Source organism: Labrys sp. Lb11 (assembly GCF_057554225.1).
The window spans coordinates 417,870-440,271 of the sequence record NZ_BAAJOT010000003.1 but is presented as its reverse complement, the minus strand read 5'-3'; the positions used below and the strand labels follow the sequence as shown (position 1 = coordinate 440,271).

The 22,402-nt window shown below is 69.6% G+C and carries 19 protein-coding genes; 11 read left to right on the top strand and 8 right to left on the bottom strand.

What is annotated here, in order from left to right; all coding sequences use genetic code 11:
* Positions 1-34 precede the first annotated feature (34 nt).
* The 5 genes from AC27L4_RS11885 to AC27L4_RS11865 all read left to right on the top strand — a co-directional run bounded on the left by AC27L4_RS11885 (position 35) and on the right by AC27L4_RS11865 (position 6,029).
* Positions 35-1,786, top strand: coding sequence for an AMP-binding protein (locus tag AC27L4_RS11885; protein ID WP_487142348.1), 1,752 nt, complete (start codon positions 35-37; stop codon positions 1,784-1,786).
* Positions 1,787-1,968: 182 nt separating this feature from the next.
* Positions 1,969-3,030: an ABC transporter substrate-binding protein gene (locus tag AC27L4_RS11880; RefSeq protein ID WP_487142928.1), complete on the top strand. Its 1,062-nt coding sequence runs from the start codon at positions 1,969-1,971 to the stop codon at positions 3,028-3,030.
* Between the two features lie 241 nt (positions 3,031-3,271).
* Positions 3,272-4,174 carry an ABC transporter permease gene (locus AC27L4_RS11875; RefSeq protein ID WP_487142347.1) on the top strand — a complete coding sequence of 301 codons (903 nt, stop codon included), beginning with the start codon at positions 3,272-3,274 and terminating at the stop codon, positions 4,172-4,174.
* Positions 4,171-4,956: an ABC transporter permease gene (locus AC27L4_RS11870; RefSeq protein WP_487142346.1), complete on the top strand. Its 786-nt coding sequence runs from the start codon at positions 4,171-4,173 to the stop codon at positions 4,954-4,956. Before AC27L4_RS11875 ends, AC27L4_RS11870 begins: the two co-directional genes overlap by 4 nt.
* 11 nt (positions 4,957-4,967) lie before the next feature.
* Positions 4,968-6,029, top strand: coding sequence for an ABC transporter ATP-binding protein (locus AC27L4_RS11865; protein ID WP_487142927.1), 1,062 nt, complete (start codon positions 4,968-4,970; stop codon positions 6,027-6,029).
* A gap of 209 nt (positions 6,030-6,238) precedes the next feature.
* Here AC27L4_RS11865 and sciP read toward each other — a convergent pair whose 3' ends face one another.
* The 3 genes from sciP to fliK form a co-directional block, all read right to left on the bottom strand.
* Entirely contained in the window at positions 6,239-6,514 is a 276-nt protein-coding gene (gene sciP, locus AC27L4_RS11860; protein WP_487142345.1) for a CtrA inhibitor SciP, read from the bottom strand.
* Between the two features lie 267 nt (positions 6,515-6,781).
* Positions 6,782-7,444, bottom strand: a complete 663-nt coding sequence (locus tag AC27L4_RS11855) for a flagellar hook assembly protein FlgD (RefSeq protein ID WP_487142344.1) — start codon at positions 7,442-7,444, stop codon at positions 6,782-6,784.
* 12 nt (positions 7,445-7,456) lie between these two features.
* Positions 7,457-7,909, bottom strand: coding sequence for a flagellar hook-length control protein FliK (gene fliK / locus AC27L4_RS11850; protein ID WP_487142343.1), 453 nt, complete (start codon positions 7,907-7,909; stop codon positions 7,457-7,459).
* A gap of 1,833 nt (positions 7,910-9,742) precedes the next feature.
* Between fliK and fliF the strand changes: the two genes are divergently transcribed.
* From fliF to flbD, 5 genes are all read left to right on the top strand, one after another.
* Complete coding sequence (fliF, locus tag AC27L4_RS11845) at positions 9,743-11,365, top strand: flagellar basal-body MS-ring/collar protein FliF (protein ID WP_487142341.1); 1,623 nt, start codon at positions 9,743-9,745, stop codon at positions 11,363-11,365.
* Positions 11,366-11,404: 39 nt separating this feature from the next.
* Positions 11,405-12,424 (top strand): flagellar motor switch protein FliG, encoded by a 1,020-nt coding sequence (fliG, locus tag AC27L4_RS11840; protein ID WP_487142926.1) that lies wholly within the window; start codon positions 11,405-11,407, stop codon positions 12,422-12,424.
* Positions 12,425-12,509: 85 nt separating this feature from the next.
* A complete protein-coding gene (locus AC27L4_RS11835) occupies positions 12,510-13,157 on the top strand; it encodes a FliH/SctL family protein (RefSeq protein WP_487142339.1) in 648 nt (215 codons plus the stop codon).
* The gene (gene fliN / locus AC27L4_RS11830) at positions 13,150-13,509 is read left to right on the top strand and encodes a flagellar motor switch protein FliN (protein WP_487142338.1); all 360 of its coding nucleotides are present in this window, start codon (positions 13,150-13,152) and stop codon (positions 13,507-13,509) included. The genes AC27L4_RS11835 and fliN overlap by 8 nt, the downstream gene beginning before the upstream one ends.
* 3 nt (positions 13,510-13,512) lie before the next feature.
* A complete protein-coding gene (flbD, locus tag AC27L4_RS11825; RefSeq protein WP_487142337.1) occupies positions 13,513-14,889 on the top strand; it encodes a sigma-54-dependent transcriptional regulator FlbD in 1,377 nt (458 codons plus the stop codon).
* Between the two features lie 201 nt (positions 14,890-15,090).
* Here flbD and AC27L4_RS11820 read toward each other — a convergent pair whose 3' ends face one another.
* Positions 15,091-16,020 (bottom strand): DMT family transporter, encoded by a 930-nt coding sequence (locus AC27L4_RS11820; protein ID WP_487142336.1) that lies wholly within the window; start codon positions 16,018-16,020, stop codon positions 15,091-15,093.
* Positions 16,021-16,176: 156 nt separating this feature from the next.
* On the opposite strand from AC27L4_RS11820, the gene AC27L4_RS11815 reads away from it, so the two are divergent.
* Positions 16,177-17,580: an aminotransferase-like domain-containing protein gene (locus AC27L4_RS11815; RefSeq protein WP_487142335.1), complete on the top strand. Its 1,404-nt coding sequence runs from the start codon at positions 16,177-16,179 to the stop codon at positions 17,578-17,580.
* 5 nt (positions 17,581-17,585) lie between these two features.
* Here AC27L4_RS11815 and AC27L4_RS11810 read toward each other — a convergent pair whose 3' ends face one another.
* The 4 genes from AC27L4_RS11810 to AC27L4_RS11795 form a co-directional block, all read right to left on the bottom strand.
* Complete coding sequence (locus tag AC27L4_RS11810; protein WP_487142334.1) at positions 17,586-18,188, bottom strand: DUF1523 family protein; 603 nt, start codon at positions 18,186-18,188, stop codon at positions 17,586-17,588.
* Between the two features lie 73 nt (positions 18,189-18,261).
* Complete coding sequence (locus tag AC27L4_RS11805; protein WP_487142333.1) at positions 18,262-18,942, bottom strand: DUF1523 family protein; 681 nt, start codon at positions 18,940-18,942, stop codon at positions 18,262-18,264.
* A gap of 86 nt (positions 18,943-19,028) precedes the next feature.
* A complete protein-coding gene (locus tag AC27L4_RS11800; RefSeq protein WP_487142332.1) occupies positions 19,029-20,426 on the bottom strand; it encodes a DUF6638 family protein in 1,398 nt (465 codons plus the stop codon).
* A complete protein-coding gene (locus tag AC27L4_RS11795) occupies positions 20,423-22,366 on the bottom strand; it encodes an AAA family ATPase (RefSeq protein WP_487142330.1) in 1,944 nt (647 codons plus the stop codon). The genes AC27L4_RS11800 and AC27L4_RS11795 overlap by 4 nt, the downstream gene beginning before the upstream one ends.
* Positions 22,367-22,402: the final 36 nt, after the last annotated feature.

Here is a 22,402-nt window from a genome sequence, read left to right as displayed (position 1 = left end):
TGCTGCCGACGGGCAGGGCCAACCGGGGAAACGCATGACAGGGGATATCGCGGCGGCGCCTGGGGTGTCGTGGACCGACAAACCATGGGTCGTGCATTATCCGGACGGGGCGATCGAGGCGGCCGCGGCCGCGCCCTATCGCCTGATCGGCGACATTGCCAGGGACCGGGCCCGGCGGACGCCGGGGAAGACGGCGGTGACCTGCGTCATGCCCAACGGCATGGCCGGAGCGCTGACCTTCGCCGAGATCGACCGGCTGTCGGATGCCTTCGCCGCCTATCTGCGCGAGGAGCTGCGGCTGAAGCCGGGCGAACGGGTGGCGGTCCAGATCCCGAACGGGCTGGCCTATCCCGTCGTGGTCTTCGGCGTGGCCAAGGCCGGCTGCATCCTGGTCAACATCAATCCGCTCTACACCGCCGACGAGATGGTGCAGGTCTTCGCCGACGCCGGGCCGTCGGTGCTGGTGGTCATCGACATGTTCGGGGGTAAGCTCGCGGCCGCGCTGGCGCGGGCGCCGATCCCGCACGTGGTCCTGACCTCGGCGGCGGAGCTCTTCCCGGCGCTGCGCCGGACCCTGATCGGGGCGGTGCAGAAATATGTGCGCAAGGAGTTGCCGCCGGCTACGTTCGCCCATGTCAGGCTGGCCGCGGCGCTGAAGCGGGGCGGACGGCACCTGCGGGGCCGGACGGCGACGGAATCCTACACCGCGGGCCTCGACCCCTCCGCCGTCGCCTGCCTGCAATATACCGGCGGGACGACGGGCGTCTGCAAGGGCGCCATGCTGACGCATCGCAACCTGGTGGTGAATGCCGCGCAGGTCACCGCCTTCGCCGGCGAGAACATCTCCGCCACCGACACCATCCTGACGGCGCTGCCGCTCTATCACATCTTCGCCTTCACGGTGAATTTCCTGGCCTTCTACATGCGTTCGGCCCACAGCGTGCTGATCCCCAACCCGCGCCCGCTCGCCAACCTGCGCAAGGCGATGGAGGGCCACGGCATCACCTTCGTCACCGGCGTCAACACCCTGTTCAACGGGCTGGTGAACGAGCCCTGGTTCCGCGACGCGCCCCCGGCCACGCTGCGCATCGCGGTCGCCGGCGGCATGGCGCTGCAGGCGGCCGTGGCCGAGCGCTGGGTCGCGCTGACCCGGCGTCCGCTGATCGAGGGCTACGGCCTGACAGAAGCCTCGCCGGTGCTGACCTTCAACCCGTTCAGCAACAACCGCATCGGCGCCATCGGCGTGCCGATCCCGCTGACCGAGCTCAAATGCGTCGACGACGATTTTCGCGAGGTGCCGGTCGGCCGGCCCGGCGAGCTGGCGGCGCGCGGCCCGCAGGTCATGGCGGGCTATTGGCGCCGGCCCGACGAGACCGCCAGGGTGATGCGCGGCGACTGGCTGCTGACCGGCGACATCGCCACCATGGACGCGGACGGCTTCTTTCGCATCGTCGACCGTCGCAAGGACATGATCCTGGTCTCCGGCTTCAACGTTTTCCCCAACGAGATCGAGGACGTGCTGGCCAAGATGCCGGGCGTCAAGGAAGCGGCGGTGATCGGCATCGCCGACGGGCCGGCCGGCGAGGCGCCGAAGGCCTTCGTGGTGCGCACCGATCCGGCCTTGACGGCCGAAGCGGTGCGGGCCTACTGCAAGGAGCATCTCACCGGCTACAAGGTGCCGAAGTTCGTCGAGTTCCGTGACGAGCTGCCGAAGTCGAACGTCGGCAAGATCCTGCGTAAGGACCTGCGAAGCAACCCGTCCGCGCAGGTCGCGAGCACGCCATGAGGCGACGGTGGGGGGATTGCGCAAGTGACGCGCTGCTGTCACAAATGTGTCGTGTGCCGTTGCTAGGCGCTTTTCGTATCGTTTATTCCGAATGGCGTCCGTCAAAACAGATCGCGGCCGCAGGGGAGAGAACTATGAACGCAAGTCTCAGGAAGAGCCTGGCCGCGACCGTGTCGTCGGCGATGCTGCTCGCGGCCGTCAGCCCGGCCCTCGCCGAGCCGTCGGCAGAGCTGATCGCCGCCGCCAAGAAGGAGGGGCAGCTGACGACCATCGCCCTGCCGCATGACTGGTGCGGCTATGGCGCGGTGATCGACGGCTTCAAGGCCAAGTACGGCCTCACCATCAACGAGCTCAATCCCGATGCCGGCTCGGGCGACGAGATCGAGGCGATCAAGGCCAACAAGGGCAACACCGGCCCGCAGGCTCCCGACGTGATCGACGTCGGCCTGTCTTTCGGCCCGACGGCGAAGGAAGCCGGCCTGATCCAGCCCTACAAGGTCTCGACCTGGGACACGATCCCCGACAGCGCCAAGGACAAGGACGGCTACTGGTACGGCGACTATTACGGCGTGCTCGCCTTCGAGGTGAACGCCGACATCGTCAAGACGGTGCCGAAGGACTGGGCCGACCTGCTCACCAGCGAATACGCCAACTCCGTGGCGCTCGCCGGTGACCCGCGCGTCGCCAACCAGGCGATCCAGGGCGTCTATGCCGCCGGCCTCTCCGCCGCCAAGGGCGATGCCTCCAAGGCTGCGGCCGAGGGCCTGAAGTTCTTCGGCGAGCTCAACAAGAACGGCAACTTCGTGCCGGTGATCGGCAAGGCGGCCTCGGTGGCGCAGGGCGCGACGCCGATCCTCGTGCGCTGGGACTACAACGCCCTGGCCGACCGCGACACGCTGAAGGGCAACCCGAAGGTCGAGGTCGTGGTGCCGGCCTCGGGCGTCGTCGCCGGCGTCTATGTCCAGGCGATCAGCGCCTATGCCCCGCATCCGAACGCCGCCAAGCTGTGGATGGAGTATCTCTACTCCGACGAAGGCCAGCTCGGCTGGCTCAAGGGCTACTGCCACCCGATCCGCTTCAACGACCTTGCGGCCAACAAGAAGATCCCGCAGGATCTGCTCGACAAGCTGCCGCCGGCCGATGCCTATGCCAAGGCGGTGTTCCCGACCCTCGAAGAGCAGAACGCCGCCAAGGCCGAGATCACCAAGAACTGGGACGCCGTCGTCGGCGCCAACGTGAAGTGAGATCACGGCGGCCCGGCTCGTCCGGGCCGCCGACCCGATCCTTGCCCCCGTCGCGGCGGACCACGTCCGCTCCGGCGGGGGCGAGGGTTTCAGGAAGGACCGATTCGAAACACCAGGATGGTTCAGGCATGGTGAGCGTGTGCCTCGAAAGTCGTCGGGTCGGCTCGTCGCCGGTCCTCGGCCGCCGATTTTCGAGGCACACTCCGATGCCGGGCACACCCGTCACCACCCCGGTTCCCGCATGACCGTTGCCGCCCAGCAAGCCCCGCCCGTCGCCAGGACCGCCTCCGCCGGGGGCCTGTTCTCCCTGGCGACGCTCGGCGTCCTGCCGTTCTTCGCCTTCGCGCTGCTGTTCCTGATCGTGCCGACCTGCATGCTGATGGTCGCTGCCTTCCAGGACAAGGCGGGCAACCCGACGCTGGCCAACTTCGTCGAGCTCTTCAACCGGCCCGACCTGCTGGCCTCCTACTGGATCAGCATCAAGATCAGCGCCGCCTCCGCCTTCGGCGGCGCGTTCGTCGGCTTCTTCATCGCCCACGCCCTGGTGTCGGGGGCGCTGCCCGACAGGCTCAGGCCGACGGTGATGACCTTTTCCGGCGTTGCCTCGAACTTCGCCGGCGTGCCGCTCGCCTTCGCCTTCGTGGCGACCTTCGGGCGGGTCGGCCTCGTCACCGTGCTGCTGCGCGACTGGTTCGGCATCAACCTCTATGCGACCGGTTTCAACCTGCTCAGCTTCTGGGGCCTGACGCTGACCTATCTCTACTTCCAGATCCCGCTGATGGTGCTGATCCTGGTGCCGGCCCTCGACGGCATGAAGCGTGAGTGGCGCGAGGCCTGTGCGATCCTGGGCGGCAGCGCCTATCACTACTGGCGCTATATCGGGCTGCCGGTGCTGTGGCCGAGCATCCTGGGCGCGACGCTGCTGCTGTTCGCCAATGCCTTCGGCGCCGTGGCGACGGCCTATGCGCTCACCGGCTCCTCGCTCAACATCGTCACCATCCAGCTCTTCGCCCAGATCCGCGGCGACGTGCTGAACGATCCCAATCTCGGCTTCGCGCTCGCCTTCGGCATGATCGTCATCACCTGCCTGTCGAACGGCGCCTATATCTGGCTGCGCAGCCGCGGCGAACGGTGGCTCCGATGAAACGCCAATCGATCATCGGCTGGCTGATCTTCGCCTTCGCCGCGACCTATTTCATCGTGCCGCTGCTGGCGACCTTCGAGTTCTCGCTGCGCATGCTGCGCGGCCAGTACAGCTTCGAGGCCTACCGCGTCGTTTTCGGCGACAGCCAGTTCCAGGCAACCTTCCTCTATTCCGTGGTGCAGGCGCTGGCGAGCATCGTCGTCGGCGTGCTCCTGGTGGTGCCGACGGCCTACTGGGTGCGGCTGCGCCTGCCGCACCTGCGCTCGCTGGTCGAGTTCATCACGCTGCTGCCGCTGGTCATCCCGGCGATCGTCATCGTCTTCGGCTATCTCCGGCTGTACAACTCCTCGTCCTGGCTGCCGTTCACCGCCTCGGCCGGGGCGACCAACGTGCTCCTGACCTTCGGCTATGTGACGCTGGCGTTGCCCTACATGTACCGCACCGTCGACACGGGCCTGCGCGCCATCGACGTCAAGACCCTGACGGAGGCGGCGGAGAGTCTCGGCGCGGGCTGGCCGACCATCCTGTTCAAGATCATCCTGCCGAACGTGCGCTCGGCAGTGCTGAGCGGCGCCTTCCTGACCTTCGCCATCGTCATCGGCGAGTTCACGCTGGCGAGCCTGCTCAACCGCCCGGCCTTCGGTCCCTACCTGCAGTTGATCGGAGCCAACCGGGCCTATGAGCCGTCGGCGCTGGCGATCATCGCCTTCCTGGTCACCTGGGCCTGCATGGGCCTGATCCAGATCTTCGGGCGCGCGCGCAGCGCCAGACCCTCCAGATGAGCAGCGCAGCCATGGCCTTCCTCCAGATCGACAAGCTCCAGCGCACCTTCGGCGGCAACACCGGCGTGCGCCAGTTCGACTTCAGCGCCGAAAAGGGCGAGTTCATCTCGCTGCTCGGGCCGTCGGGCTGCGGCAAGACCACGGTGCTGCGCATGGTGGCCGGCTTCGAGAGGCCGGATTCCGGCAGCATCCGCATCAACGGCGCCGACGTCACCGGCCTCAACCCGAACCAGCGCAAGGTCGGCATGGTGTTCCAGGCCTATGCGCTGTTCCCCAACATGACGGTGGCCCAGAACATCGCCTTCGGCCTCAAGGTCGCCAAGCGGCCGGCGGCGGAGGTCGCCGCCCGGGTCGACGAGATGCTGAAGCTGATCACGCTGCCGACCCATGCCGACCGCTATCCCTACCAGCTCTCCGGCGGCCAGCAGCAGCGCGTGGCGCTGGCGCGGGCCCTGGCGGTCAAGCCGCAGATGCTGCTGCTCGACGAGCCGCTTTCGGCGCTCGACGCCAAGATCCGCGTGTCGCTGCGCGCCGAGATCCGCGCGGTGCAGCGCGAGCTCGGCATCACCACCCTGTTCGTCACCCACGACCAGGAGGAGGCGCTGACCATGTCGGACCGCATCGTCGTGATGAACGAGGGCCGGATCGAGCAGGTCGGCACGCCGTTCGAGATCTACAACCGGCCGCGCACCCGCTTCGTCGCCTCCTTCGTCGGCACGCTCAACCTCCTGGAAGGGCGCATCCTCGATCCGGCGGCCGGCAGGATCGCCGTGGACGGGCAGGAGATCTCGGTGGCGGGCGGCTTCCCCGGCGCCCGGGCCGGCGACAAGGCCACGGTGGCGCTGCGGCCGGAAGGCATCTCGCTGTCCCAGGGCAACGACTTTTCCAACAAGCTGGGCGGCGTGATCGAGGATGTCGGTTTCCAGGGCGCGATCGTCCGGGTGCGCGTGCGCTGCAACAACACGGTGATCTCGCTCGACGGCTTCAACAGCCCGAGCGCGCCGCCGCCGGAGCGAGGCGTTCCGGTGACGCTATCGTTCTCGCGCGACCTGCAGGTCCTGGCCGACGCCTGACGCCATGCCCGCGGGCGCGGGATGAAGGCGATCGTCGAAGAGCCGGCTCGCCGCCAAGGTCCTGTGACGGGGGGGAATCGCATCCGCCCGAGGCGGCGCTTGGCACGTAGGCCGCCCTCTGGCCGGTGACCGGCCGGGGCATCCGGGCGTCCTCAAATGCAGCAACGCCGGACTCTTGCGAGGCCGGCGTCCGGGAAGGGCGAGGTCGGTTACTGGCGGTAGTGCTGGATGCGCGTGGTGCGCAGCCCGGCCAGGCCATGACGGTCGATCGAGGCCTGCCAGCCGAGGAACTCCTCGGTGGTGAGCGTATAGCGGGTGCACGCTTCGTCGAGGCTGAGAAGCCCGCCGCGGACCGCAGCGACCACTTCCGCCTTGCGGCGGATCACCCAGCGTTGCGTGCCGGGCGGAGGAAGGTCGGCGATCGTCAGCGGACTGCCGTCCGGGCCGATTACGTATTTCACCCGTGGGCGAAGAGGTTCGGTCATGGGATACGCTCATACAACTCGACTGACCTTGTCTCCTATGAGCGTAGTTACCTCCGCTTAAAAATTGCTGAAGGGAAAATATCGCATTGGAACCACCTTGGGACTTGTTATAAAATCCTTATGTAGCAATGGGTTGTGGTGAGTTGTACCAGTGTTTTCCCGGTGTCTGCGCCCCCGTCCTGCCCTCGATGAATCCGTGGCTGCCGGCCGGCCGCGGCAGTTGTGGCGACGGGGTGCCACAGGGGCAGCCGGCCCGCGCCCGAGGCGTCAGGACGAGGCCTTGCGCAGGGTCTTGATCTTGTCGAGCGGGACATGGATGCCGCCGACCTGCAGCAGCGGCGTCTCGCCGGACAGGTCGACGGCGTCGACCTTGCCCGAGATCTCGGTCGAGACGGTGACCGGCTGGCCGGCAGCGTCGATGGCGTCGATCTTCAGCTTGTAGGTGCCGGAGGTGTAGAGCGAGCCGTCATCGGTGCGCCCGTCCCAGTTGAAGGTGCCGGGGCCGGCATCGAGCGTCCCGGTCTTGGTGTAGACGGTTTCGCCCGTCTTGCTGTCGATGACGCTGTAGGTCGCCTTGGCCGCCGGCTTGGCGGCCGTCAGCGTCCACGTCGCCTTGCCGTTGTCCAGGGTGGTGGTGGAGCCGTCGGCGGTGATCTGCGCCCCGAGATAGCCAGCCGAGGCGGCGACGATGCTGGCGGTGTTGGCGGACACCAGCGTGCCGAGCAGATCGTTGGTCTTGAGCTGCTGCTCGACCGAGGAGAACTGCACCAGCTGCTGGGTGAACTGGTTGGTATCGAGCGGATCCATCGGGTTCTGGTTCTGCAGCTGTGTGGTCAGCAATTGCAGGAACGTGTCGAAATTGCCGGCAATGGTCTTTCGTGCGCCGGCCTGGGCGGTCGCGATGTCGGTGGCGGAGGACACGCTCGTCATGCTGGAGCTCCCTTAGACGCGGATGTCGAGGCCGCTGCGGCGACCGAGAGGATGGGCATAGGCGGCTGGCGACGGGACAGGCGGCCGGGAAGTCTCGCCGCCGTCGGGGGCGCTGCGGTGCGGCGCCTGCCGGCCCGCGCCCTGGTCGTGGCCGGTGAAGCCCTGCGGGTTCTGGCCGGGGTCGCGGAGGTTGAACTGCAGGGAGCCCGGATCGGTCCGGAAGCCGGCAGTGTTCAGCGCCCGCTCCAGCGCCCGGGAATCGCGCTGCAGCAGGTCGAGCGTGTCCATCCGCTCGACCGTCAGGGTGGTGGTGGCGGCGCCGCTTCTGTCGTCGATCGACAGGCTGACGTCGACCCGGCCGAGCTCGGGCGGGTCGAGCCTGATCTGGAAGCGGCTCTCGCCCGCCTTGGCGCGCGCGGCGACGGTCACGGCCAGATGGGGCAGCGAGGAGGGGATCACCGGCACGGATGGTTGCGGCGTCTGCTCCGCCGCCGGACGGGGGCCGTCGGTGCTTTGGGCCGCCCCAGCCGGCGGTATCGGTATCGGTATCGGTGTCGGAGCCTCCAACCTCGCCGGCGCGGCGGCCTCGGCCTGCCGGGACGCCTCGACTGCAGGCCGGGCAGCAACGTCCGCCGTGTCCTCACGCCCGGCGTCGTCCGCCGCTGCAGCGGGCTTGCCGTCCGCCGCCGGGCGGGACGCCCGGTCCACGGCCGCAGCCATCGTCGGGCCGGTCGGCGGCGCGGCGGGGCGGGAGCTGGCGGCCGGCGCCGACGGACTCTCGGCCACCGCGGCGCCGGCAAGGGGTCTCGGCAGGCCGGCCGGGAGGGTGGGTGCCGCGATTGTGTCCGTCCCGGTGGCGGTTCTGCCTGCGGTCGGGGCCTCAGGCGTGTCGCTACCGGTTGCCGGCACGGAGGCCTCGGCAGGCTGGACCGGCGCCGCCGGTGCGGTTGCGGGAGACGGAGCAGGTGGGGGGGGCGGGGCAGAGGTCTGCGCCGGGGCCGCCGTCGAGGCGGCTTTGCTGCGGTCGGCGGCGACCGGCGGCAATGCCGTTTCCGGCGCCCGATCATCATGCTGCGCCGTGATCGCCGGCGGGCGGGCGGAGGCGGCGACATCGATCTCGGGCGGGGCCACGGCGCCGGCATGGACCGGCTCGGCCTGAGCAGAGGTCGATACCGCTGCCGGACCGGTCGCAGCCGGGGCGGCGAGGGCGCCCGGCGTCGGCGCGGCGGCACTGACGGAGACCGTGACGGTGGCAGGCGGACCGGCCGGCGCACCCGTGGCCCCGGCCGGGGACGATTTGACCGGCGGCGTGCCGGTTTCAGGATGCGGCCGGGGGGCGGCCGCCTGGGGCTGCGGGGCTGTTCGCGCCGGCAGCAGGTGCGCGGGCGGGATGGACGCTTCGGTGGCGGCCGACGCGGGCGCGGCGGTGACGGCCGGCTCCGCCACTGCAGGCCCGGACTGGACCATAGCGAGGGCAGGGGCGGCGGCCGGGGGCACCGCGACCGGCGTCGACGCCGTGATATCCGGCGGAGCGAGGCGGCCGGCCACAGGCGCCGTGGCCGTGGCCTCCGGTGTGGGCGCGATGGCGGCGGATGCCCCGGCCGCTTCGGTGGGAACGCCGGCCGCGGCGAGGAATGCGGCCAAGCCGCCATCTCCCGCCGGCATCGCCGGGAGGACCGTCTGCACCGGTGCCGCCGACGGAGCAGCCGGGAGCGCGCCGGCGGCTGCGACTGCGCCGGCCGGCCGGGCGGCGGGCTGCGCCATGGCCTCGGCCGGCCCCGTCGGCGCTGGAGATGGCGGCGCGGCGGGCGGGACGAGAAGCTCGGCGAAACCGGACGGATCGGCCGGGTCGACGCGCTTCTTCCGCGCCTTGGGCTGCGCGGGCTCGATGTCGGCGGCGGATACGGAACTGGGCAAGCGGCGGTCTCGGATTCGCGTCGGCGCCCGCGGAATGGCGGGTGCGTCGTCATTCCGCGTGACGCAAGAGGCGTACCAGTCGCGGTGCCACGGTGACACTTTCAGGATCAATGGCTTGATAGGATCTCATGATGTGAAGGAAGAGAATCCGGGCGGCACCTTGTGCCGCCACCCGGCAAGTCTTGCCGGGTGGCGGACGATGCCGATCTGCCGCGCGTCGGACCGCGTTAACCTTTTCGAAACCATGAACCGGGCAATTCTTGCCTAGTCTGCGGCATGGACCGGGCGATCGCCCGGTCGGGTCGCGGCACGGAAAACGTGCGGGAGGCCTGGGGCCGGCGGCCACGGGACCCCCGCTCCCGCAGCACATGGGGCGTGCGCGTGCAGGGTTTGATGGAGGTTCTGAAGCGATTCGGCCCGGGGCGCCTGGCGGCCATGGGAGCGATGACGCTCGCGCTGATCGGCTTCTTCGCCTTCGTGATCCTGCGCTTCAGCCAGCCCGACATGGCCGTGCTCTTTGCCAATCTCGACATGCGGGACTCCGCGGCGATCGTGAAGTCGCTGGAAGCGGCCGGCGTGCCGTTCGAGCTGCGCGGCGACGGCTCGACCGTCCTGGTGCCGCGCGAGCGGGTCGCCCGCCTGCGCATGACCATGGCGCAGGATGGCCTGCCTTCGGGCGGCGGCGTCGGCTACGAGATTTTCGACAAGGGCGACAGCCTGTCGGCCACCAGCTTCGTGCAGAACATCAACCAGCTGAGGGCGCTCGAGGGCGAGCTGGCGCGCTCGATCCGCGGCATCGACCGCATCGAGCAGGCGCGCGTCCACCTGGTCATCCCGGAGAAGGCGCTGTTCCAGCGCGACCGCGAGCCGCCCTCCGCGTCGATCGTGCTGAAGGTGCGCGGCGGCCTGGACCAGAGCCAGATCCGGGCGGTGCGTCACCTCGTCGCCAGCGCGGTCGAGGGGCTGAAGCCCGAGCGCATCTCGATCGTCGACGAGTCCGGCGCCCTGCTCGCCGACGGCGCCGCCGCCGGCGAGCCCGAGAGCGCCGCCGACGAGCGGCAGGTCGCCTATGAGCGGCGCCTGTCGGACCAGGTGCAGCGCATCGTCGAGAGCGTCGTCGGCGTCGGCCGGGCCCGGGTGCAGGTGACGGCCGAGCTCGACTACAACCGGATCACCCAGACGCAGGATCTCTACGACCCCGACACCAAGGTGATCCGCTCGACCCAGACGCGGGAGGAGAGCACCGCCGTCGCCGCGCGCGACCAGAGCGTCACCGTCGGCAACGAGCTGCCCAATGCGGGCGGCCAGGCCAATCCCAATGCCGGGGCGCAGGATCTGACCCGCCGCAACGAGGAGACGATCAACTACGAGATCTCGCGCACCACCAAGACCGAGACCATCGACGGCGGGCGGGTGAAGCGCGTCTCCGTGGCGGTGCTGGTCGACGGGTCCTATGCCAAGGACAATGCCGGCGCGCTCGCCTACAACCCGCGCGCCAAGGAGGATCTCGACCGTATCGCCGCGCTGGTGCGTTCGGCGATCGGTTACGACCAGCAGCGCGGCGACCAGGTCGAGGTGGTCAACCTGCGCTTCGCCGACGCGCCGGCCGCTGCCGACATCGAGCCAGGCCAGGGCTGGATGAGCGCCTTCTCCGGCATCGACATCATGCGCTTCGCCGAGCTCGGCGTGCTGACCCTGCTGTCGCTGCTGGTGCTGCTGTTCGCCGTGAGGCCGCTGGTGCGGCGCATCGTCTCGCCCGACGCCGCCGACCGGCCCCTGGCGCCGGCCGTCGCGGTGGCCGGCATCGCCGCGGCGCATGCGGAGGGCCCGCCGCTGGTGCTGCCGCCGCCCGAGCCCAGTCCGACGCTGCAACTGCTCGACGTCGCACAGATCAACGGCAGCATCCAGCAGCGCTCGGTCGAACGCATCGGCGAGCTGGTCGAGCGCAACCCCGGCGAAACCCTGTCCCTGATCCGGACATGGCTGGCCGAGCCGGCGAATTGAGGACGGGCCATGTCGACCGAACCGGTTCCCGTCGAGCCCATGAAGAAGTTTTCCCCCGGCACGCGCGTGCTGCGGGGCGTCGAACGCGCAGCCATGCTGATGCTGCTGCTCGGCGACAAATATGCCAGCACGATCTGGAGCGGCCTCGACGACGACGAGATCCGCGCGATTTCGGCGGCGATGGCGCATCTGGGCGCCCTCGAGGCCGAGGCGGTCGAGATGTTCATGCTCGAATTCGTCGGCCAGATGTCGGCGTCGGGCGCCATCATGGGCAATTTCGAGAACACCGAGCGGCTGCTCCAGACCTATCTGCCGTCCGACCGCGTGGCGCAGATCATGGAGGAGATCCGCGGCCCCGCCGGCCGGAACATGTGGGAGAAGCTGTCCAACGTGCAGGACAACGTCCTGGCGAACTACCTCAAGAACGAGTACCCGCAGACCGTTGCCGTGGTGCTGACCAAGGTGCATCAGGACCAGGCGGCGCGGGTTCTGGCGATCCTGCCCGAGGAGTTCGCGCTCGACGTGATCGGGCGGATGCTGCGCATGGAGAGCGTGCAGAAGGAAGTGCTGGATCGCGTCGAGCAGACGCTGCGCACCGAGTTCATGTCGAACCTCAACCAGACCCAGCGGCGCGACCCGCACGAGCTGATCGCCGAGATCTTCAACGCCTTCGACCGCCAGACCGAGACGCGCTTCCTGACCTCGCTGGAGGAAGCCAACCGCGAGAGCGCCGAGCGCATCAAGGCGCTGATGTTCACCTTCGACGATCTGATGAAGCTCGACCCGGCGGCGGTGCAGACGCTGCTGCGCGCGGTCGACCGCGACAAGCTGGCGATTGCTCTCAAGGGCGCCTCGGAGAAGGCACGCAGCTTCTTCCTGTCCAACATGTCGGGGCGCGCCGGCAAGCTGCTGCAGGACGACATGGTGGCGATGGGGCCGGTTCGCCTGCGCGATGTCGACGAGGCCCAGGCCATCCTCGTCTCCAGCGCCAAGGATCTCGCCGCCAAGGGCGAGATCATGATCACCAAGAACCGCGCCGACGACGAGCTGGTATATTGATGCGCCCGCACTTGCCCATGCCCCACGGCGAGACGCCGACCCCCGAGGCGAGGCCGTTGCCGCGCCCGCCGCGCAGGCCTGCGCCGTGACCCCCCGCGCCAAGTTCCTGTTCGACGACGATTTCGGCGCGCCGCGCGCCGCGCCGGCCGCCGCTGAGCCGAGCATCCCGCTGGTCGACCACCAGAGCGCGGTGCGGCTCGCCGACGAGGCCGCTTTCCTGCGCGGCGTTGCCGAAGGGCGGCGGCAGAGCGAGATCGACGAGACCGCCCGGCTGGCCGCGACCATGCAGCGGCTTGCCCTGCAGTTCGGCGAGGCGGGCGGACGCCTGGCCGGGATCGCCGACAGGTCGGAGGAACAGGCGGCGCGGCTGGCGCTGGCGCTGGCGCGCAAGCTGGCCGGGACGCTCCTGGAGCAGCAGCCCCTGGTGCCGATCGAGGAGCTTGCCCGCTCGGTGTTCAGCCATCTCCGGGCGACGCCCCACGCGGTGGTGCGGGTCAATGCCGCCCTGGTCGAGGCGGTCAAGCCGCGGCTCGAAGCCATCGCCCGCGAGTCCGGCTTCGCCGGCGCGATCGTGGTGCTGGGCGAGCCCGACATCCTGGTCGGGGATGCGCGGATCGAATGGGCCGATGGCGGCGCGGTGCGCGACACCGTGGCGCTGGAGGCGGTGCTCGAGGAGGCCATCGGCCGCCACCTCGACCAGTCATCCGGCCGGAGGAGAACCGCCGATGAATGAGAAGCCCGGTGTGAAGAACATGAGCCTGCCGCATCTGAACGACGACATCGATCTGGTGGCGCCGGATGGAGCGGGGATGGCCTATGCCGAGGATGGGCAGAGCCGCGTGGCGTCCGACCTGGAAAGCGTGTTCGACGTGCCGGTCAAGGTCTCGGCCGTGCTCGGGCGGGCCCGCATGGGCGTAGGCGACCTGCTGAAGCTCGGGCCCGGCTCGGTGCTGGAGCTCGACCGCAAGGTCGGCGAGGCCATCGACATCTATGTCAACGATCGTCTGGTGGCGCGGGGAGAGGTGGTTCTGGTCGAGGACAAGCTCGGCGTGACGATGACCGAAATCCTGAAGGGGGAGAAGTAAGCCATGAAACTCCTGATCGCGGGAACTCTGAAAGGCCAGCTCACGGCGGCCACCAAGATCGCCATGGACCGCGGCGCGACCGTCACCCATGTCGCCGACGTCGAGGGGGCCCTGCGCCATCTGCGGGCCGGCCGCGGCGGCGACCTCCTGATGATCGACGTGATGCTCGACATCCGCGATCTCGTCGGCAAGCTCGAGGCCGAACGCATCCATGTGCCGGTGGTGGCCTGCGGCGTCGACAACGACGTGCGCGCCGCGGTCGCCGCCATCCGGGCCGGCGCCAAGGAGTACATCCCGCTGCCGCCCGATCCGGAGCTGATCGGCGCCATCCTCGCCGCCGTCGCCGGCGAGAGCAACGATTTCGTCGTCCGCGACGAGGCGATGCAGGCCGTGGTGCGGCTCGCCGGGCAGATCGCGCCCTCCGACGCCTCGATCCTGATCACCGGCGAGAGCGGCACGGGCAAGGAGGTGCTGGCCCGCTACGTCCACGCCAAGTCGAGCCGGCGCGAGCGGCCGTTCGTCTCGGTGAACTGTGCTGCGATCCCGGAGAACCTCCTGGAGAGCGAGCTGTTCGGCCATGAGAAGGGCGCCTTCACCGGCGCGGTGGCGCGCCGCGTCGGCAAGTTCGAGGAGGCGAACGGCGGCACGCTGCTGCTCGACGAGATCTCTGAGATGGATGTGCGTCTGCAGGCCAAGCTGCTGCGGGCCATCCAGGAGCGGGTGATCGACCGTGTCGGCGGGGCCAAGCCGGTGCCGGTCGACATCCGCATCCTTGCCACCTCCAACCGCAACCTGGCGGACGAGGTGCGCAAGGGCTCCTTCCGCGAGGATCTGCTCTACCGCCTCAACGTGGTGAACCTGAAGATCCCGGCCTTGCGCGAGCGGCCCCAGGACGTGCTGGAGCTGGCCCAGCACTTCGCCCGCAAATATGCGCAGGCCAACGGCCTGCCGGTGCGCGGCCTGTCCGTCGAGGTGCGCAAGAGCCTGATGGCGGCGCGCTGGCCGGGCAATGTGCGCGAGCTGGAGAACGCCATGCACCGGGCGGTGCTGCTCGCCGCCGGCCCCGAGATCGGCCCCGAGGCGCTGCGCACGCCGGAGGGCACGGCGATGGACAGCCTCGCCCTCAGCCAGGGCCTGGCGGCACAGGCCGCGGCGACGGCCGAGGCGCTGTCGCGCTCCTTCGTCGGCCGTACGGTCGCCGATGTCGAGCGCGAGTTGATCCTGCAGACGCTGGACCATTGCCTGGGCAACCGCACCCACGCCTCCAACATCCTCGGCATCTCGATCCGCACCCTGCGCAACAAGCTCAACCAGTACAGCGACGAGGGCCACCGCATCCCGCCGCCGCCGGGCGCCGAGGCGCGGGCCGTGGGGTACTGAGCGCAGCCGCGCACCCGGCCTTCCTGCGATGGGAAGGAGACGGGGCGAGGTGCAAGAGGCCTCCTCGCCGCCAATTCCGGATATCGCCGGGAGCGGCAGGCAGGGAGGCATCTTGCTCGGGGGCGAAGGCCGTCGCATCATGGCCCGTGGTGGTGCTGATCCTATCGGACCGGGGCCCGATCAGCCGGCTCCGGCCGCTCCTCAGCCGTAGCGCTTCGCTCCCGCCACGCAGACGACCACCGCGACCGCCACGCCCAGCGTCATCCAGCCGACCGGCTCGTGCAGCAGCAGAGCGGCCAGGGCGAAGCCGAAGAAGGGCTGCAGCAATTGCAGCTGGCCGACGGCGGCGATGCCGCCGAGGGCGAGGCCGCGATACCAGAACACGAAGCCGATCAGCATCGAGAACAGCGAGACATAGGCGAGGGCCGACAGGGCCGGCCAGCCGACCCGGCTCCATGCGATGGGCTCGAGCATGGCGGCGAGCGGCAGCGTCACCGGCAGCGAGATCACCAGCGCCCAGGAGATCACCTGCCAGCCGCTGCGTCGGCGCGAAAGCCGGGCGCCCTCGGCGTAGCCCAGGCCGCAGACGATGATCGCGGCCAGCATCAGCGCGTCGCCCGTGCCGCTGCCGCCGCCGCCCTGATGCAGGGCGAAGGCGGCGACGGCGGCGCTGCCGGCGATCGAGAACAGCCAGAAGGCCGGCTTGGGCCGCTCGCCGCCGCGCAGCACGCCGAATGTGGCGGTGGCGAGCGGCAGCAGGCCGACGAAGATGATGGCGTGGGCCGAGGTGATGCTGCGCAGCGCCAGGGCCGTCAGCAGCGGGAAGCCGACGACGACACCGAGCGCCACCACGATCAGCGGCACGATCTCCGCCCGCCCCGGCAGGTCGATGCGCCGGGAAACCGCAGTCTTGCCCTGCTGCAGGTCATGAGGGCTGACCGGGTTCCAGCGGATGTGCAGGTGCAGCGCCAGCAGCAGCACGCCGCCGAGCAGGCCGGCGATGGCGGCACGCGCGGCGGTGAGGAACAGCGGGTCGAGGTCGAGCACGGCGACGCGCGTTGCCGGCAGCGAGCCGCTGAAGATCAGCACGCCGAGAAGGCCGTTGAGCCAGCCGGTCCATCTGTCGTCCATGGTCGAGATCCCTTCGCCGGTGCGGCGGCAAGCCCGCCCGGCCGATCGCCGTCGGACGTTGCTGCCATGCTCCGACGATAGGTTGGGCACCCTGGCCAGGACAGACACAATCCGGTACAATTCATCCGAACTGTATTGGTACGAAAGGTAATACGGATGTTCGATATCGTCGCCGGCAGCGAGACGGAATCGACGCTTGTCGCCCGCGTGATGCAGGCGGTCCGCAGCCAGATCGCGACGCGGGCGGCGGCGCCCGGCGCGCGGCTGCCGTCGATCCGGCGGTTTGCGGAGACGCAGGGCGTCTCGAAGTCGACCGTGGTCGAAGCCTATGACAAACTTGTGGCGGAGGGGGCCATCGTCTCGCGCCCCGGCTCGGGCTTCTATGTCGCCGGTCGCGGGCCGGCGTTGCGTCTGATCGAGGCCGGGCCGAAGCTCGACCGCGTCATCGGCCCGTTCTGGGTGATGCGCCAGTCACTGGAGGCGCCGCCCGGCGCGCTCAAGCCGGGCTGGGGCTGCCTGCCCGACGACTGGTTGCCGCAGGAGGCGATCCGCCGGGCCTTCCGCAGCCTGGGGCGCGACGAGGCGGCGAATCTGACCGCCTATGGCTCGCCGCTCGGGCTGGCGCCGCTGCGAGCCCATATCGCCCGCACCCTGAACGAGCGCGGCATCGCCGCCGAGCCGGACGCGGTGATGCTGACCGACTCCGATTCCGTCGCCGCCGACCTCGTCTGCCGCCTGCTGCTGCAGCCGGGCGACACCGTGCTGGTCGACGATCCCTGCTACTTCAACTTCCAGGCGCTGCTGTGGGCTCAACGCGCCCGGGTGATCGGCGTGCCGGTGACGCCCTCGGGACCCGACCTCGAACGCTTCGCGGCGCTGGCGGCCGAGCACCGGCCGCGCCTCTACCTCACCAATGCCACGCTGCAGAACCCGACCGGCGCCACCCTGTCGGCAGCGGTGGCGCACCAGCTTCTGACCATCGCCGAGGCCCATGATCTCACCATCGTCGAGGACGACAGCTTCGGCGAATTCGAGATCGCGCCGACGCCGCGCCTGGCCGCGCTGGACGGGCTCAGGCGCGTCATCCACATCGGCAGCTTCTCCAAGACCCTGTCGGCGTCGGTGCGCATCGGCTTCGTGGCGGCGCGGCCGGACTGGGTCGAGCAGTTGACCGACCTCAAGCTCGCCACCGGCTTCGGCAATTGCGACGCCAATGCCCAGCTGCTCTATCGCGTGCTGACCGACGGCAGCTATCGGCGCCATACCGAACGCCTGCGCACCCGCCTTGCCGGCGCGATGACCCTGACGCTGCGGCGGCTGCGTGGCCTCGGCCTGACGCCGTGGGTCGAGCCGCGCGCCGGCATGTTCCTGTGGGCGATGCTGCCCGAGGGGCGGGACTCGGCCGTTCTGGCCCGTCGCGCCCTGGAGCGCGGCATGGTGCTGGCGCCCGGCAATGTCTTCAGCGTGTCCCAGTCCGCCGGCCGCTTTCTGCGCTTCAACGTCGCCCAGTGCATGCCGCCGCGCGTCTTCGAGCTGCTGGAGGAGGTGATGACGGGGTAGGGGGCTCACGGCTTCGGCGTGTCGGTCCACGTCCCGGCCGCGCCGCCGATGCGCTGGCCGATGCCCTCGAGCACCGGGTCCACCCGCTCGCGCTTGAAGCGCCTGATCCGGTGGACAATCCAGCCGACCGCCAGGGCGAGGACGCCGAGGACGACGATGTTGAACCAGGGGATGACGACCTCGTCGGGCCCGGTGGCCAGGCGTATCCTGAGCGCGTTCGGGAACATGCCGAGATAGGGGATGCGCCAGTCCTGGCTGGTGACGAGCCCCCATTGCGGCTTGTCGGCGCCGGAGGCCAGGGCCTGTGCCTTGCCCTGGAGCGTGCCGCTGTCGAACTTGAGGTAGAAGGGGAAGGACCAGCCCGCGTCCTCGTTGCGGAAGACGCGGATGCTGCCGTCGGGGTGGGCAGTGTTGATGAAGCGCACGTCGCGGGTGTTCTGGGTCCTGACGCCCGGTGTCTCGCTGTCGAACCAGCCGGAACTGTCGAGGCGCTTGGTGTCGGTGCCGACGATGCGGACGATGTCGTGCGAGGGCAGGGTGAAGTTCAGCCACAGCGCCGCTACCGCCAAGGCTGTGGCGATCGCTCCCCATTTCAGCAGGCGCAGCATAGCCCCTCCCCATCGTTCGGCCCCGGCCGGCGCATCGACGGCATGGGCGCGAGCCGGGAATTCGGCAACCGCCTCACCGGCGGCCCGGCTTCTTCTTCCAGGTGTCGAGCCAGCGCTGCCAGCGGCTCCACAGGCCGGTGGCGCGGTTGCTCACGGCTTCGGCGTGCCAGTCCACCGTCTCGACGGCGTTGTCGATGCGCTCGCCGATATCCTCGATCATCGGATCCACCTGTTCGCGCTTGAAGCGGCGGACGCGATAGACAACCCAGCCGACCGCCAGCGCGAGGACGCTGAGGACGATGATGTTGAACCAGGGGATGACGAATTCGTCCGGCCCGGTGGCCGGGCGCATCCTGAGCGCGTTCGGGAACATGGTGAGATAGGGGATGCGCCAGCCATAGCTGGTGATCACGACCCATTGCGGCTTGTCGGCGCTGGAGCTCAGCGCCTGCGCCTCGGCCTGCAGGTTGCCGCTGTCGAACTTGAAGTAGAAGGGGAAGGACCAGTCCGTGTCCTCGTTGCGGAAGACGCGGATGCCGCCGTCGGGATAGGTGGTGTTGATGAAGCGCACGTCGCGGGTGTTCTTGGCCTGCAGGCCGGGCGCCTCGCTGTCGAACCAGCCGGAGCTGTCGAGGCGCTTGGTGTCGGTGCCGGCGATACGGACGATGTCGTGCGAGGGCAGGACGAAATTCAGCCAGAGCGCTGCCACCGCCGCCACCGCGACGATCACGACCCATTTCAGCAGGCGCAGCATCGTCCCTCCTTGCAATCCGGCTCCGATCCCCATCGGGATCTCCGGTCAATCATCGCCCTGCACCATGTCGGCGGCACGACGCGGCCTCAGTGTCCCGCGCGCGGGCCCCAGGGCCCCTTGATCGCGCCATGGCGCGGCCCGGCATCGCCCGACGTGCCGCCGGCCCGCGGCCCCCAGGGACCGGTGGCCACGCCCGGATCGGCCATGGTCGGCTCGGGACCGAACAGCTCCTCGCGGACGCCCTGCTTGTCCATGGCATATTCTTGGGCCAGGAATTCGGCAACATAGTCCTTCCTGCGCTCGCTCCAGCCGAGATAGGCTGTGTAGAAGGCCGGCTTGTTGCAGATGAAGAGCTGGCGGATGTCGAGCGGCGTGAACTCGCTCAGCAGCTGGTTCACGAGGTCGCGGTCCGTCGCGGGCGTGGCGCGGTGCAGGTAGAAGAAGCCCGGCTCGCCCGGACGGGGCAGGGACGGCGCGCGGCCATCCTCGACCGCGGCCAGCGCCGAGGCCACCGCCTCGAAGTCCGGCGGCAGGTCGGCGGCGTGGCGCATGGCGATGCGGCGCAGGTCCGCCCGGGTCAGCCGTGCCAGCTCGGTCGGCGCCGTCTCCAGGTCGGCCAGCAGATCGACCAGCATGAAGTCCTGGCGCTGGCGCAGCAGCGCCTTCACGTCGAGCTCGAAGGCGTCGAAGACCGGCTCGATCAGGCCGTTCAACTGCAGGAAATTGGCGATGATGGCGGCGTCCTTCAGGTCGAGGCTGGAGATGCCCTCCATCTGCGCGGCGCCGACCGCCGGGTCGCGGTAGAGCAGGGCCGGATACGGGACGTCGCGGAAGAGGTAGAGCCCGCCGAAATGCGTGGTGTGGAAGTTGCCCTGGCGGTAGACGGTCTTCCTGAACGCCACGGGATGGCTGGCGATGTCGCCCACCCGCTCGGCCAGGGCGATCATGCCGGCGATATGGGCGTCGTCGTACCAGAGCCCGTCCTCGGTGCGGAAGGCCTCGATCATCTGCGACAGCTTCTGGGCGTCGGTCACCCGGCCCGTGGTGGTGTTGGCCTCCACCGTGATGGTGCGCAGGCCCAGCACGTCGAGCGGCCGGGTCAGCCGCCAGACCGAGTTGACCAGCTCGCCGAGCACCGCCTCGCGCGCGGTCAGGGCAGCCAGCGCCGCCGCATTGTCCTCGATGAAATGGCGCAGGATCGTGCGGGTCGTCGAGAACTGCGCGTTGAGCAGCGGCGCGCCCATCTGGTCGAGGCCGAGCAGGATGAACTGGCGGTTGCAGCCGTGCGGGTTGAGGTAGAGCGGGTCGCCGAGCTCGTCGCCGATCTCCGGCGAGAAGCCGGAGAGGTCGATATGGAAATCGGCCAGCGCGGTGCGCTTGCCCGTGAGCTTCTCCAGGGCCGCGTTGTAGCGGGCGACCATGGTGGGGGAGGCGACCTCGACGAGGTTGCCGAACATCAGGCCCTGTTCGATCAGCCGCCTCATGCCCGTCGCGCCTCCGCGAAGCGGCGCCTGGCCTCCTCCATCCGGCCCATGTCGCGCACCGCCTCGGCGATGGCCGCCTCGTCCGACTTGTCGGCGTAGCGGAACTCGCTGTCGGCGTAGCGGTTGATCTCCTGGACGACCATGTCGACGGTGATCGGCCCGGCAAGCTCGGCGATCATCGCCTTCTTCGTGTCGTAGTCCCTGGCCAGGAACAGCTCCGGCTTCTCCATCCATTCGTCGGGCAGCTCGAAGTCCATGGCGCGCACCTTGACCGCGTCGGTGATGTTCTTGACGGCGCGGCCGGTGAAGCGGGCGTCGGCCTCCTGGATCGCCTTGAGATAGGCGCCGAGCTTGGCCAGGGTGTCGAGCCGGCCGAGCTTCGCCTCCACGCTCTCGAACACCCGGGCCAGGGCTTCCTCGCGGGGGCGGGCATGGCTCTCATAGGACGCGGCGACCGCTTTCCGGATCTCCTGCGTGGCGAACAGCCGATGCTCGCCCACCGGGATCTGGTGGCGCTTGCCGAGCAGCAGGGCGAGGATGTCGACATAGTCCTCGCGGGTCTGCGGCCCGTCGACCAGGAAGCGCGCCCCGGCGCGCTGGCGCAGGGCGTCGTCGACGTTCTCGGGAAAGTTGGAGAACATGCCGAAGGTGCAGTTGCCGCGCACCACGGTGCCGGCGCCGGCGAAGCTCTCCATCAGCACGGCGGTGATCTCCAACTGCCCCGCCGAGGACTGGCGGTCGCCGCGCCGGCCGGCGAGCTGGTCGATGTCGTCGATGGTGCCGAAACCGATCACGCCGGGATCGGTGACGGCGCGGATGAAGGCCTTGGCGTTCTGGGCGGACTTGCCCTGGTAGCTGTCGATGCTCTCGGTGGAGAGGTTGGCATAGTGGAAGGGATAGCCGGCATTGCGGCAATAGGTGTCGAGCAGCCCCGCCATCATCTGGATCAGGGTGGTCTTGCCGGTGCCGGGCCTGCCGTCGCCCATGAAGGTGAAGATGAAGCCGCCGAGCTCGGCGAAGGGGTTGAGCCGGCGGGTGAAATCATAGGCCATCAGCATCTTCGCCAGCTTCATCGACTGGTGCTTGGCGATATGGTTGCCGATCACCTCCTGCGGCTGCTTGAAGGCCATGGCGAGCCCGGTGCTGCGCCTGCGGGTGGCCGGGCTGAAACCGTCGATGCGGAAATCGTCGGCCTCGACCCGGTAGGCGGCGGCGGTGAAGGCTTCGAGCCGCGGCGCCGTCGCGGCCCGCGCGGCCACCGCCTGCATCACCGCCTCGCACCAGGCGTTGATCGCCGGCACCAGCCGGGCGTCGTCGTCGAGCCGGGCCAGGATGCCGTCGAGTTCCCAGAGCACGCCGTGCAGGGCCACCAGCGGATTGTCGGTGACGATCTCCTGCACCGGGCCGATCTCGGCCTCGCCCTCGGCCGGCGACGCCGACATGAGGAAGGCGAGCATGCTGGCCGTGACGTGCAGGGTGATCAGGGCGGCGGCGGCGAGCAGCTCGGCGAACTCGGTGCGGCGGGCCGGGTCGAGCCGGCCGTCGCGGTTGTCGCGCTTGAGCTGGCCGAGGGCGGTGCGCTCCTCGAACAGGTCGGACACGGCCATGGCCGTGGCGACGGCGCGGCGCAGCGCCTGCAGAGCGCCGGCCTGGGCCGGGCTGACCAGCGGATCGCCGGCATCGGCGGCGCCGACGCGCTCGATGAGACTGACGCCCGAGGCCGGGACGGACGCCCGGGCGGCAAGCCCCGGCGTGGTGGCGCGGAAGCGCCGGCCGGTGGCGGTGATGCCGGGGGAAAGCTGCCGGGGCGATGCCGCCTCCGGCCGCGGCGGCGCGATGCGCGGGGCGTAGTCGAAATGCTCCAGCATGGCGACCACGCCGTCGTAATGCGCCCGGATCGCCGCCTCGCGCACTTCCATCAGGTTGAGCGATGTCGCCATCTCGTCAGTCGTCTCCGCCTCGGCCCGCCGTCATGC